12 protein-coding genes are annotated in these 13315 nt (G+C 74.0%); 7 read left to right on the top strand and 5 right to left on the bottom strand.

Annotated features, from left to right (window positions below):
- The first annotated feature begins 27 nt into the window (after positions 1-27).
- From BLV72_RS26325 to BLV72_RS26300, 6 genes are read left to right on the top strand one after another with little or no spacing between them, the layout of a single operon-like run.
- Complete coding sequence (locus BLV72_RS26325; protein WP_093465278.1) at positions 28-768, top strand: FadR/GntR family transcriptional regulator; 741 nt, start codon at positions 28-30, stop codon at positions 766-768.
- Positions 765-1910 carry a galactonate dehydratase gene (gene dgoD / locus BLV72_RS26320; RefSeq protein ID WP_093465277.1) on the top strand — a complete coding sequence of 382 codons (1146 nt, stop codon included), beginning with the start codon at positions 765-767 and terminating at the stop codon, positions 1908-1910. Before BLV72_RS26325 ends, dgoD begins: the two co-directional genes overlap by 4 nt.
- The gene (locus BLV72_RS26315; RefSeq protein ID WP_208905731.1) at positions 1907-2725 is read left to right on the top strand and encodes a hypothetical protein; all 819 of its coding nucleotides are present in this window, start codon (positions 1907-1909) and stop codon (positions 2723-2725) included. The genes dgoD and BLV72_RS26315 overlap by 4 nt, the downstream gene beginning before the upstream one ends.
- A gap of 32 nt (positions 2726-2757) precedes the next feature.
- A complete protein-coding gene (locus tag BLV72_RS26310) occupies positions 2758-3390 on the top strand; it encodes a bifunctional 4-hydroxy-2-oxoglutarate aldolase/2-dehydro-3-deoxy-phosphogluconate aldolase (RefSeq protein WP_093465275.1) in 633 nt (210 codons plus the stop codon).
- Positions 3387-4286 (top strand): SMP-30/gluconolactonase/LRE family protein, encoded by a 900-nt coding sequence (locus BLV72_RS26305; RefSeq protein ID WP_093465274.1) that lies wholly within the window; start codon positions 3387-3389, stop codon positions 4284-4286. Before BLV72_RS26310 ends, BLV72_RS26305 begins: the two co-directional genes overlap by 4 nt.
- Complete coding sequence (locus BLV72_RS26300) at positions 4283-5353, top strand: sugar kinase (protein WP_244320968.1); 1071 nt, start codon at positions 4283-4285, stop codon at positions 5351-5353. Before BLV72_RS26305 ends, BLV72_RS26300 begins: the two co-directional genes overlap by 4 nt.
- Here BLV72_RS26300 and BLV72_RS26295 read toward each other — a convergent pair.
- The gene (locus BLV72_RS26295) at positions 5298-6737 is read right to left on the bottom strand and encodes a hypothetical protein (RefSeq protein WP_143059809.1); all 1440 of its coding nucleotides are present in this window, start codon (positions 6735-6737) and stop codon (positions 5298-5300) included. The genes BLV72_RS26300 and BLV72_RS26295 overlap by 56 nt on opposite strands.
- Positions 6738-7041: 304 nt before the next feature.
- Here BLV72_RS26295 and BLV72_RS26290 point away from each other — a divergent pair, with 304 nt between their 5' ends.
- On the top strand, positions 7042-7506 hold the full coding sequence (locus tag BLV72_RS26290; protein WP_093465271.1) for an ATP-binding protein: 465 nt from the start codon (positions 7042-7044) through the stop codon (positions 7504-7506).
- On the opposite strand, the gene argF is transcribed toward BLV72_RS26290, so the two are convergent.
- The 4 genes from argF to BLV72_RS26270 form a co-directional block, all read right to left on the bottom strand.
- The gene (argF, locus tag BLV72_RS26285) at positions 7493-8497 is read right to left on the bottom strand and encodes an ornithine carbamoyltransferase (RefSeq protein ID WP_059141683.1); all 1005 of its coding nucleotides are present in this window, start codon (positions 8495-8497) and stop codon (positions 7493-7495) included. The two genes, BLV72_RS26290 and argF, sit on opposite strands and share 14 nt — an antisense overlap.
- 229 nt (positions 8498-8726) lie before the next feature.
- Complete coding sequence (locus tag BLV72_RS26280) at positions 8727-9956, bottom strand: arginine deiminase (protein WP_059141682.1); 1230 nt, start codon at positions 9954-9956, stop codon at positions 8727-8729.
- A gap of 133 nt (positions 9957-10089) precedes the next feature.
- Entirely contained in the window at positions 10090-10878 is a 789-nt protein-coding gene (locus BLV72_RS26275; protein WP_093465269.1) for a hypothetical protein, read from the bottom strand.
- A 14-nt stretch (positions 10879-10892) separates the two neighbouring features.
- Entirely contained in the window at positions 10893-13073 is a 2181-nt protein-coding gene (locus tag BLV72_RS26270; protein WP_093465268.1) for a hypothetical protein, read from the bottom strand.
- Between the last annotated feature and the right edge of the window lie 242 nt (positions 13074-13315).

Raw genomic sequence — 13315 nt, 5'->3', positions numbered from 1 at the left:
CAGCTCGCAGCAGAAAGGCACTACGACATGACGCCCTACGCCCGTCGCGGCGTGCACGGCCAGACCGTGGAGGCCCTCGCCCGCCGCATCCTGGGCGGCGAGATCCCCGAAGGAGCCACCCTGGACCTGGTCGCCCTGCAGAGCGAACTGGACGTCAGCCTCACCGCCCTGCGCGAGTCGCTGAAGGTACTGGCCGCCAAGGGGATGGTCGACGCCCGTCAGAAGCGCGGCACCTTCGTACGGAACCGCTCGGACTGGAATCTGCTCGACGCCGACGTGCTGCGCTGGCAGTTCGACAGCGACCGCACCACCGACGCCGACCGCGCGCTGCTGCGCAACCTCGCCGAGGTGCGCTCCATCATCGAACCGGCGGCCGTACGCCTGGCCGCCGGGCGGCGCACCGACGCCGACCTCGCCGCCCTGGACACCGCCGTGGACGCGATGGGGGCGGGCGGCTCGGACGCCGCCCACGCGGTGGAGGCCGACCTCGCCTTCCACCGGGCCCTGCTCGCCGCCACCCACAACGAACTCCTCGAACGCATGGAGATGGTGATCGAGTCGGGCCTCGCCCACCGCGACCGCATCGTGCACAGCTCCCCCCACAGCCAGGACCCCGTACCCGCCCACCGCGCCGTCCTGGACGCCGTGCGCGCCCAGGACCCGCAGGCCGCCGAGGCCGCCATGCGGGCCCTGCTCGACCAGGCAGGCCGCGACCTGGACCGGGTCGGCGGCTCCGACAACGACATGGAAAGGCCCTCTGGCCAGTGAAGATCACCCGTATTGAGACCTTCGCCGTGCCGCCGCGCTGGCTGTTCTGCCGCGTCGAGACCGACGACGGCGTGGTCGGCTGGGGCGAGCCCGTCGTCGAGGGGCGCGCCGAAGTGGTCCGCGCCGCCATCGACGTCCTCGCCGAATACCTGATCGGCAAGGATCCGCTGCGCATCCAGGACCACTGGCAGGTGCTCACCAAGGGCGGCTTCTACCGCGGCGGACCCGTGCTCTCCAGCGCCGTCGCCGGCCTCGACCAGGCCCTGTGGGACATCGCCGGCAAGACCTACGGCGCCCCCGTGCACGCCCTGCTGGGCGGTCCCGTGCGCGACCGGGTCCGGGTGTACGCCTGGGTCGGCGGCGACGAGCCCGCCGAGCTGACCGAGCAGATCACCGCGCAGGTCGAGGCGGGCTTCACGGCGGTGAAGATGAACGGCGCCGGGGCGACCTCTCCGGTGGCCACCGCGGCCGAGACCGCCGCGGTCGTCGACCGGGTGGCCGCGGCCCGCGAGGTCCTCGGCCCGGACCGGGACGTGGCCGTCGACTTCCACGGACGCTTCACCGCCGCCAGCTCCCGCCGCGTCCTGGCCGAACTGGCCGCCCTCCACCCGCTGTTCGTGGAGGAACCCGTCGTCCCCGAGCACAGCCATCTGCTGCCCGGCCTGGTCGCCGCGACCCCCGTGCCCCTGGCCACCGGCGAACGGCTCTACGGACGGACGGAGTTCCTGCCCGTCCTCGCCGCCGGTATCGCCGTCGCGCAGCCCGATCTGTCCCATGCGGGCGGCATCTCCGAGGTGCACCGCATCGCCTCGCTCGCCGAGACCTACGGCGCCCAGCTCGCCCCGCACTGCCCGCTCGGCCCCATCGCGCTGGCGGCCAGCCTCCAGGTCGCGTTCGCGACACCGAACTTCCTGATCCAGGAGCAGAGCCGCGGCATCCACTACAACAAGGACGCCGATCTGCTGTCCTACCTCGTCGACCCCGAGCCGTTCCGCTTCGTGGACGGCCATGCGCCCCGCGGCGACGCCCCCGGCCTGGGCATCACCATCGACGAGGCGGCCGTACGCGAGGCCGACCGGACCGGTCACACCTGGCGCAACCCGGTCTGGCGGCACCCCGACGGCTCCTTCGCGGAGTGGTGACGACGGTGCTGGAGATCGTCACCGACCCGGCGCACGGCGGCCGCTGGACCTCGCTGCGCGCCGGGGACCGCGAATGGCTGTGGCACGGCACGGCGGCCGGACGGGACCGGGTGTCCCCCGGGGACGCGTTCGTGGACGCGGGCGGTCTGGAGGAGTGCGTCCCCACCGTCCGCGGCAACCCCGACCACGGCGACGCCTGGTCACGTCCCTGGAAGCGCGAGGGGGACACGGACACCGTCCGGTGCGACCGGTTCACGCTGAAGCGCACGATCCGCGGGACGGCCCAGGGTGCGGAGGTCGACTACGTCCTTGAGGCCGACCTGGGCTTCTCCTTCGTCTGGGCCGCCCACGCACTGCTCGATCTGTCGCCGCGGGCGACCCTGCGCCTGCGCGACGGGGCGCGCGCCCGGCTCTTCCCGGAGGCCGCACCGCTGCTGGACCGGCTTTGGCCGGCCGGGGCGCCGTGGGTGGAGGGTGACTGGCCCACGCCCCTCGGCCTGCCCCTGGACCGGTTCGGGCCGGACGACGGCACCGCGGTCGGCGCGGTCGTGGACGACTCGCGCGCCTGCGTCCACGACGGCACGGGCTGCCTGGCCTTCGCGCTGGAGGCCGACGGGCAGCCACTGTCCATCGCCGTGTGGCGCAACCTCGGCGGCTTCCCCGCCGAGAACCCCTATCGCAGCACAGGAGTCGAGCCGATGCTCGGCCGTGTCTTCGACCTCGCCGACGCGGGTCCGGGCGACGCCGCGCGCGTCCCCGCGTCGGGCGAGGTGCGCTGGCGGCTGACGCTCGGCGCGGCCTGCCGCTGCCCCTGAATCCCCCCCCATTTCTGCGAGGAGTTCCCCCTGTGGACCTGCGAGCCGCCCTGGCCGCCCATCGGCTGGTCGCCATCGTGCGCGGCGACGACCCCGAGGCCGCGCTGCGCACCGTACTGGCCCTGGCCGACGAGGGCATCGAGCTGATCGAGGTGTCGCTGTCCGGCACGGACGCCCTGTCCGTCATCGAGCGGGCCCGCGAGGCCCTGGGCCCCGACCGTCCCCTCGGCGCGGGCACCGTGCTCACCGCCGAGGACGCCCACGCCGTCCACCGGGCGGGCGCCGACTTCGCCGTCACCCCCGGTCTGGGCGCGGGGATGTCCACCGCCCGCGAACTGGGCCTCCCGGTCCTGGCCGGGGTCATGACGCCGACCGAGGTCATCGCCGCCCGTGCGCTCGGCGCCGAGGCGCTGAAGATCTTCCCGGCCGCGCAGGCCGGCGGCCCCGGCTATCTCAAGGCCCTGCGGGGGCCGTTCCCGCACGAGCCGTTCGTACCGGTCGGCGGTGTGGACGAAGCCGCGGCCCGCGCCTATCTGGCCGCCGGGGCGACCGCGGTCGGCATCGGCTCGCCGCTGGTCGGCGACGCCGCCGACGGCGGCAGCACGGCCGCCCTGCGCGAACGCGCCCGCGCCTTCCGCACCGCCGTCCAGGAGGCCACCGCGTGACCGAGGACCCGCGCCCGACCCGCCCCGACCGCCTCGAACTCGGCGAGGGCATCCGCTGGACCGGCGAAGCCCTCGTCCTCGTCGACATCCTCGAAGGCCGCCTGCTGACGGCACCCGAGGACCCCACCGCACCCCTGCGGACGCTGGCCGAACTGCCCGTCCCCCTGGGCGCGGTGGCACCCGTGGCGGGCCGGCCCGGCACCTGGATCGCCGCCGCGGGCACCGGGATCTGCCTGCTCGGCCCCGACGGCGCCACCACCTGGTCGGCGCGGCCCGAGGCGGCTGCCCGCCCCGCCCGGCGCATGAACGACGGCACCGCCGACCCGTCCGGCAGATTCTGGGCGGGCAGCATGGGCTACGACGCCGACGAGGACGCGGGCTCCCTCTACCGGGTGGACCACGACGGCACGGTGACCCGGGTCCTCGACGGCATCACGGTGCCGAACGGGCCCGCGTTCACGGCCGACGGACGCGCGATGTATCTGGCCGACAGCGCCCGGGGCATCGTCCGGCGCTACCCCGTCGACCCGGCGACGGGCGGCCTCGGCACACCGACGACGTTCGTCACCGTGGACGACGGCAGCCCCGACGGCATGGCCGTCGACGACGAGGGTGGCGTGTGGATGGCCGTCTGGGGCACCGGGACGGTGCGCCGGTACCGGCCGGACGGCGAACTCGACCGCACCCTGCGGCTGCCCGCCGCCCAGCCCGCCGGAGTCTGCCTCCAGGGCGATGTCCTGCACATCACCACGGCCCGGGTCGGCCTCACCCGGCCGGGCCCCGACGACGGTGCCCTGTTCGCGGTCCGGGTCGAGGTGCCGGGCCCACCGGCGGCCGTCTACCGCCCGCACCCAGGTGCCGGGCACGGGCCGGCACCGGCACCGGCGGGCGCATGACGGCCCCCTGGCCCCCGGCGGCCGGACCGGTGGTCTGCGTCGGCGAGACGATGACCGCGCTGGCCCCCGAACCGCCCGACTCCGTGGAAACCGGCGAGAGCCTGCGGCTGTCCGTGGCGGGCGCGGAGTCCAACGTGGCGATGTACCTCGCGGACCTGGGCCTTGCCGCCGTATGGCTCTCGGCCCTCGGCGACGACCCGTTCGGCCGGCGGGTCCGGGCCGCCGTCGCCGCGGCGGGCGTCGACGTCTCGGGCGTACGGTCCGACCCGAACCGGCCGACGGGCCTGCTCGTGAAGGAGCCGGGGCCCACGGGCACCCGCGTCCACTACTACCGGCGCGGTTCGGCGGCCTCGGCGCTCGGACCCGGCATCCTGGACGATCCGCGACTCGGGTCGGCGGCGCTCCTCCACCTCACGGGCGTGACCCCCGCGCTCTCGCCGTCCTGCGCCGCCCTGGTGGAACGGGCGCTCGCCACCCCCGCGCCCGACCGTCCGTACGCCATCAGCTTCGACGTCAACCACCGCCCGGCGCTATGGCCGGACGGCACGGCCGCCACGGTCCTGCGCGACCTGGCCGACCGCGCCGACATCGTCTTCGTCGGCCTCGACGAGGCGCAGCACCTGTGGGGCGCCGACCTCGACGCGGGCGGTGTCCGCACGCTGCTGCCGCATCCGCGCCTGCTCGTCGTCAAGGACGGCGGACGGGCGGCGACCGCCTTCGGCGACGGGACACAGGTCACGGTGGAGGCCCTGCGCACGGAGGTGGTGGAGCCGGTCGGCGCGGGGGACGCCTTCGCCGCCGGCTTCCTGGCGGGGCTGCTGCGCGACGGGGACCTGATCTCGGCGCTGCGACTCGGACACATCACGGCCGCGTCCGCGCTCAGCGTGATCGGAGATCACGGCCCGCTGCCGGAAGCCGGGACGGTCGAGCGGCTGCTCGGGCTGACGGAACGGGCCTGGGCGGAGCGGAACACCCCCGAGCGCGCGGGGCATACGCCGTCCTCGCCGCCGCTCACCGGTCGACCAGAGGCCGGAACGCGCTGCGCACATCGGAGGTGGAGGCGCTGACGTACCTGTTCGACGCCGGGCCCGGGCCGGAGCTGCCGGAGTAGTAGGTGATGACCGCCGGGCAACTGCTGCCGCCGATCTGCAGGGTGCGGTGGGACACGAGCTTTCCGGTGCGCAGCTCGTAGACCTTCACCGGGACCGCGACCTTACGGAACGTCACATAGGTGGTGGAGCCGGAGCCCCGGGGCCGGTACGGGCACGTCTGGACGGAGTTGCCGAAGGTGTCCTCGCCCATGCAGACCACCAGGACGGCGTCGGTGGCGCCCGCGGCCTTCCAGGAACCGGGAAGTTTGTCCGCGTGGTCGTCGCCGTAGGTCTCCCCGCCGTAGAAGAGGGCGCGGTTGATGCCCTTGCGCAGGGGCTTGGCGCCGCTGTACTTCGCGGGCTTGGAGCAGTACGCGGGCTGGGCGCCGGTGCCCGGCGCGAGCAGGTTGCGGACATTGGCCAGCTCGATGCTGAGCGTGGCCTTCTTGACGCCCGCCCGGGCCTTGGCCGTGAGTCCGTCGCCGGGGTACTGGTCGAGCAGCCGCTTGTAGTGGGCCTGGGCCGCCGTCCAGTCGCTGCGCCCCATGAGGTCGTCACCGCAGGCGACGAGCGCGGCGGGCGCGGTTCGCCGGGCCGTGGCGGCGGATCGGTCCAGTACGTCATGGCTCCGCTTCCGCTCGCGGAGCCAGTCGGTGACGGCGACGGTGGCACAGGGGTCCTCGGCCGGCAGGCCGCGGAGGAAGCGGGTCAAGGTCGTTTCGACCGTCTTCTCGTTGCCGGGCTGGGCGAGGACCGAGGCGAGGGTCTCGAAGCCCCCCTGAAGGGAGGCGGTGTCACCGGTCAGCCCGGTGGTGAGCTGACCACCAGCCGCATCCAGCCGATAGCAGTCCTCGACGATCTCATCGCCCCGGGCCGCCAGCGGCGCGTCGGCCATGCGGTGCCCGAACCACACCCCGTCCTGGGCGCTCACCACCTTTGCGCAGTCGCCGCGTTCACGGGCCCCGGCGACACTCTCACCGACCCTGGAGGCGTCGAACCGCAGGAGCCCCACCGCCAGCAGCACCGGCAGCGTGACGCCGAGCGCGACCAGTCGCTGACCGCGCACCGCGCCCCGGCCGCCGTCCCGGCCCGCCTCTCCGCGCGCCAGGAACCATCCGTGGGCGATGACGGCCGCCCACCACACGAGCATGGCGACCTCGTACGCCGGGTCGGCGGTCGAGACCAGCAGGGAGACGAGGACGACGGTGACGGCTACGGCGAGGACGGCGAGCCCGCGCCGCCGCAGCAGCAGATAGCCGACGCCGAGCAGGGAGGCGTTGCCGAGGGCGACGGCCAACGGGTCGTGCGGCCGGGGCGCGGGAGGCGCTGGCTCCGGCACGGCGAGGGTCGATTCATCCATCCTGATCTCTTCCCGTCACGGCGTGGGTGCGCAGGGCGCTCCATGGTTCACCGCGACCCCTGGGACCCCTCCCGAGGAGATCGGCGCGGGAGGCTCATGCGGCGGGGACGCCGGCGCTCCCGGGAAGAAAGCGGAGCGATGAGATCAGGTGTTTTCTGCGGAAACGACCGATATGGAGCAAACGCACCCACCAGGCCCTAGGTCCCGCCAAGAGTGGTCCACGGCCCCTTCCGGCACTATCGTCCGCTTCATACCGTCAAGGGCTGCGGTATTCCGTTTCACGCCGACCGACTGGACCCCTTCCGTGCCCGATCCCTCCCACGCCGCCACCTGGCGTTTCGCCCTGCCGCATACGACGGCCGCCGTACCGCTGGCGCGTGCGCTGATCCGGAACACCCTGGCCGACATCGGGGCGCCCGTGGACGGCGACACGGCGGAGCTGCTGACGGCGGAGCTGGTGGCCAACGCGGTGCGGCACACCGAGGGCGACGAGCCGATAGAGCTGGTGGTGGAGCTGGTGCCGACCGGGGGCTGGCAGGTCGAGGTGCACGACCAGGACCCGAATCCGCCCGGCGGGCTGGACGGGCTGGGCCGCCCCGAAGGGCCCAAGAGACCCGACGGCCTCGCCGAGGGCGGACGCGGTCTGCTGCTGATCCGCACCCTCAGCGCGGACGCGGGCTATCGGCCGACCCCTTACGGCAAGGCCGTCTGGTTCATCCTTCCGCCCACCGATGGCCCCGCGGCCGCGGAGCGCCCTACGGAGCGCTGAGGGTCGCGACCAGCACCGCCTTGATCGTGTGCATCCGGTTCTCCGCCTCGTCGAAGACGACGGAGTGCTCGGACTCGAAGACCTCGTCGGTGACCTCCAGCTCGGTCAGCCCGTGCCGCTCGTGGATCTCCCGGCCGACGTCGGTGCCCAGGTCATGGAAGGCCGGCAGGCAGTGCAGGAACTTCACGGCGTCGTTGCCCGTCGCGCGCAGCACATCCATCGTCACCGCGTACGGCCCCAGCAGCGCTATCCGCTCGTCCCACACCTCCTTGGGCTCACCCATGGACACCCATACATCGGTGGCGACGAAGTCCGCGCCGCGCACGCCCTCCTCGACGTTCTCGGTGAGCGAGATCCGGGCGCCGGTGGCCGTGGCGAGCTGGCGCGCCAGCTCCACGATGGTGTTGTCGGGCCACAGCAGGCTGGGCGCGACGATGCGGACGTCCATGCCCAGCAGGGCACCGGTGACGAGGTAGGAGTTGCCCATGTTGTACCGGGCGTCGCCGAGGTAGGCGTAGGCGACCTGGTCCAGCGGCTTGTCGCTGTGCTCGGTCATGGTCAGCACGTCGGCGAGCATCTGGGTGGGGTGCCACTCGTCGGTGAGGCCGTTGTAGACGGGCACCCCGGCGTGTGCGGCGAGCTCCTCGACGACGCCCTGGCCGTGGCCCCGGTACTCGATCGCGTCGTACATCCGGCCGAGCACCCGCGCCGTGTCCTTGACCGACTCCTTGTGACCGATCTGCGAGCCGACCGGATCGAGATAGGTCGTGGAGGCGCCCTGGTCGGCGGCCGCGACCTCGAAGGCGCAGCGGGTGCGGGTGGAGGTCTTCTCGAAGACCAGGGCGATGTTCTTGCCCCGCAGCCGCCGCTCCTCGGTGCCCGCGCGCTTGGCCGCCTTCAGCTCGGCGGCGAGCTCGATCAGGCGGCGGAACTCGTCGGCGGTGAAGTCCAGCTCCTTGAGGAAGTGGCGGCCGGTGAGGTCAATCGCCATAAGGGTGGCTCCTAGGTCACGGCGAACACGGCGAATCAGGGGCTACGGCGAGGGCGCCGCGGCCAGGAACCATGCAAGCATATACGATGCTCTGCATATATACGGAGACCAGGGGGTGAACCCCGGCATTACGGGTCCGTGGGCTCGCGTGACGGCACTGCGGGCTCGCTTACGTCTCGACGGGGTCGCTTACGTCTTCACGGGCTCGCCTACGGCTCCACGGGCTCGGTTACGGCTCGACCGGGTCCCGCTCGACCGGACAGCTCATGCACCGCGGCCCGCCCCGGCCCCGGCCCAGCTCGCTGCCCGGGATGTCGATGACCTCGATCCCGCACTTGCGCAGATAGGTGTTGGTCGTCGCGTTCCGCTCGTAGGCGACCACCACGCCCGGCTCGACCGCGAGCACATTGCAGCCGTCGTCCCACTGCTCGCGCTCCGCCGCGTGGACGTCCTGGGTCGCCGTGAGCACGCGGATGGAGTCCAGGCCGAGGGCCGCGGCTATCGCGCGGTGCATATGCTCCGGCGGATGGTCGGTGACCTTGAGGTCCTTGCTGCCCGCGCCCGGCTCGATGGTGTACGAGCGGAGCATCCCCAGCCCCGCGTACTGCGTGAAGGTGTCCCCGTCCACCATGGTCATCACGGTGTCCAGGTGCATGAACGCCCGCCCCTTGGGCATGTCGAGCGCCACGATCGTCCGGGCCGAACCGGCCTCGAAGAGCCGGTGCGCGATCATCTCCACCGCCTGCGGAGTGGTCCGCTCGCTCATCCCGATCAGCACCGCGCCCTTGCCGAGCACCAGCACATCGCCGCCCTCGATGGTCGAGGGGTACGCGGCCTGCCCCTCGGACCAGACGTGGAAGTCCTCCTTCGCGAAGAGGGGGTGATGGCGGTAGACGGCCTCGTAGTGCACCGTCTCGTGCCAGCGGGCGGGCCAGCGCATCGCGTTGATCGACACCCCGTCGTACACCCACGCGGAGGCGTCCCGGGTGAAGAGATGGTTCGGCAGCGGGTTGACCAGGAAGTCATCGGGCTCCATGGCGTGGAAGCGGACGGAGACCGGCTCCGGGTACCGCCCCAGATACTCCCGCTTGGTCATGCCTCCGATCAGCGCCTCGGTCAGCTCGGGGGCGCTCAGCTCGTCGAAGGCGGCCCGCAGATGGTCGGTGGCCAGAGGACCGTACTCCTTCTCGTCGAAGACCCGGTCCAGCACCAGCGCCCGCGCGTCCGGCAGGCCCAGGCTCTCGGTGAGCAGATCCCCGAAGAGATGGACCTCGACCCCGCGGTCGCGCAGGACGTCGGCGAAGCCGTCGTGCTCCTGGCGGGCGCGGCGCACCCACAGGACGTCGTCGAAGAGCAGAGCGTCCTTGTTGGTGGGTGTGAGCCGCTTGAGCTCCAGGTCGGGGCGGTGCAGTATGACGCGGCGCAGCCGCCCGGCCTCGGAGTCGACATGGAATCCCATGCCCCCATCTTCGCCGCTCGCGGGCCGTTGTGAACGCCCGGCGACACGGATCACTCGCGCTGATCGCGATGGCCACCGCGGTTCCGCCGCGGTTCCGCCGCGCGGGGCGGGACCTGCCGTCCGCGGCGGGCGGCTATCCGGCCGCGATCACCACGATCAGCACCAGGGCGACCGCGATGAACCCCAGCAGGGCGGAGACCCAGAGCTGGCCGGGCTTCAGATCGAGCCCGCCGCCCTCGTCGGCGCTCCCGCGCCGCCACCGTCGCCGTGCCTCGCGCCGGGTGGCGCGGGCCGCCGCCTCCTCACGCTCCCGGCACTCCTCGGCCACCCCGCCGAACAGCGCCTTCCAGCCCTTCTCGCCGAACCCCGTCATCTGCCGGGTGCCGGCGATCCGGCGCACCACCTCACGGCCGGCGCCATCGGCGGCCGTCCACAGGCCGGGCAGGACGCACGCCATCAGCTCCGGCACCGCGCCGCGCTGCGCGTACGGGCGGACCAGCCCCTCGTACAGCATCAGCGCGTTGCGCACCCGCAGCCGGCGGCCGGGGTCCCCGGCCGGTCCGTCCGCACCGCCCGGGGCGCGGGGCGGCGGGTCGAGATAGAGCTGGGCGAGCAGCACCTTCTCGCAGACCGCGTCGGCCAGCTCCGGTCCGCGCTCGGGCGCGCGGCGCACCAGCTCGACCACGACGCGGGTGGCCCGCTCGGCGGGCAGCCCCTCGTCCAGTGCGCTCAGCAGCAGGCCGTCATCGGCCCCCCGCAGCGCCGCGGGCAGGTCGTCCCCGCCGTGGCGCAGCGCCTCGCGCAGCATCCGCGCCCCGGTGACCGAGACTCGGCGAACCCCCGCGCCCGCCGTCCTCGCCCGCTCCGCCGCGGTGTCGTCCGTGATCTCCGTATTTGTCGGGTTCTCTGTCTCTTTCACCATCGATGTCTCTCTCCTCACAGCGCCTCCAGCACCTCCCGTATCCGTGTGGCCGCCGCCGCGTCGAGCGGCTCGTCGCCGTCCTGTGCCAGCCGGGGCAGAAAGCCGCACAACACCGTCAGCTGCCGCTCATCGCCGGCCGCCCGCCGGATCCAGCCGACCAGCGCGTCCTCGGCCGCCCCGGCCGATCTGGCCCAGGTCAGCGCGGCCCGCAGCAGCTCGGCCAGCCGCGGCGCGCACTCCGGATGGGCCGCCAGCACCGCCGTGGCCGGCGGCCAGGCGGCGTACGGCTCCAGCTCCGGCACCTCGCACAGGCCCCACAGATGCGAGGTGCGGGTGGTGACCGCACGCAACACCGTGAGCAGCGCCAGGTCCCGGCGGGGCCGCCGGGTGTCGCGCAGCCAGCGGGTGAGCGCGGTCAGTACGGTCTCCGGCTCGCTCCCGGCCAGCAGCCGCAGCACGCCGTAGGAGGTGGTGCGGCCGTCGTCGGCGCAGGCGATCCGGCCCAGTTCCTCCAGGGACGCCGCGACGGAGCCCGCCGCCAGGCCGTAGCCGTGGGCGAGCGCGGCGGTCTCGCGCTCCCGCTCGTCGTCGCCGCGCGCCCAGTCCCGCAGCAGCCCGTTCACGGCGGGGCGCACCTCCGGGGTCCGGGACGCCTCGGCGAGTGCGGTGGCCGCCGCCATCCGCTGCACCGGGCTGTCGGTACGGGCCAGCGGCAGCGCCAGCTCGACCAGGCCGTAGAGATAGTCGCGGGCGCACAGCACGCCCGCGGCGACCGCCGCGCGCACCCACACCTGGGGGCGCGGATCGTCGCACAGCCCGCGCAGCCAACGGGCCATCGGGCCGCGGAGGTTGTGGTGGGCGTCCCAGGACTCGTGGAGCACGGCGGGCGCCAGCCGCCGCCCCTCGAACCACACCGCGCGCACGGGCACCGACGCGTCCCCGAGGTCCTCCACCCCGTCGCCGTGGACCGCGCGCGCCGTGGCGAGCGAGGCCCCGGGGCGGGCGGCGAACAGCGGGCGGCCCGGCGCGTACTGCGGATCGAGCGTGACGGCCAGTTCCCAGGCCAGCAGTTCGGCGGCCTCCGCCATGAGGCTGTGCGCCGAGCCGTTGAAGACGGCGAGCGCGATCCGCAGCGCGGCGGCGCGCAGCGCGGGCAGCGCGGCGGGCAGGGTGCCGGGGCGCCCGGCCTCCAGGAACCACGCACGGGCCTGGTCCGGGGCGAACGACCGGCAGTGCTCCAGCAGCCGCTCCTCGGACAGCCTGCCCTCGGCGTGCGCGGCCAGCAGCTCGGCGAGCCGGGCGGCCTCGCCGGGCCGCGGCTCGTCCAGGCCGAGCGCCTCGGCCAGTTCGGGGCGCCGGGCGGTGGTGTGGGCCGTCTCCAGCAGCCCGGTGGGGCGGTCGGCGAGCAGTTCGGTGAGGTGGCGGTCGAGGACATCGGCGGCGGCCGGGGGCTCGTACGGCACGGCGTGGCGGCGGCCGCGCAACAGCCGGTCGGCGGCCGGGCCGCCCGCGACCAGGACGACGCAGAACGCCTCATGCCCGGCGAAGTGGGCGCGCAGTCGGTCCAGCAGGGGCTCGACCGCGAAGTCCGCCTGGTCGGCGGGGAGTTCGAGGAGATAGCCGTGGCCCCGCTCGGTCTTCTCCACGCCGGAGGGCCCCTGGGGGATGCCGGGCCCCAGCGGGAGGACGGAGTCATGTGGGGTGCCGACGCCGTACGGGATACCAGGCCCGTACGGGATGCCGGACCCGAGCGCGGCGTCGGCCACATGTGGGATGCCGAGCCCATGCGGAATGCCGGCCCCCAGCCGGGAGACCCCGCCGCCGGCCAGCTCGGACAGCTCGGAGAGGAGGGCGAGCCCGGTCCAGGCGCGGCCGGTGCCGGGTTCGCCGCACAGCGCCAGCAGACCCGTGCGCCGCAGATGGTCGCGCATCGCGGCATAGCCGGGGACGGTCCGGTAGAGCCGCCGCAGCCGGTCCAACTCCTCGCGGGGGACCGGGCCTTCGGGGAGGGGATACGGCGCCGGTTCGGCGCGCAGCCGGGCCGGGCCGAGGGGGATATGCAGATGGGCGCGTGCCTCGCGCGCCGTGCGGGCGCCGCCCGGCTGGCCCGCCCCGTCCAGCGGGTCGCCCTTGGGGATGTCCAGCCGCCGTCCCCGCGACTCCGCCCGGGCGTCGATGTCTTCCGCTGCGCTCATCGCCCGCCGTCCTTCATGCCGTGGCCCCCGCTTCCGCTGTGGTGGTGATGGGGTGCCGGTGAATGCCCGAAGCGGGCGGCGGGGTTTCTCCCCCTGCCCGCCCCGCCGCCCTTCTCCGGTGCGGGGCACTGGGCCGTGCGCACCCCCGTCGCTCACGGTCCGGCGCCCTTTGTGCCACTCCAGGGTCGCCGGGGAACGGCGGGGCGGCTGTAGCCGTTTACACAGTCGCGCAGAACGCGTGG

The sequence above is a fragment of the Streptomyces melanosporofaciens genome (assembly GCF_900105695.1).
Classification (GTDB): Bacteria; Actinomycetota; Actinomycetes; order Streptomycetales; family Streptomycetaceae; genus Streptomyces; species Streptomyces antimycoticus.
The sequence above is the reverse complement of the archived record's forward strand: the minus strand, read 5'-3'. Positions and strand labels throughout refer to the sequence as shown.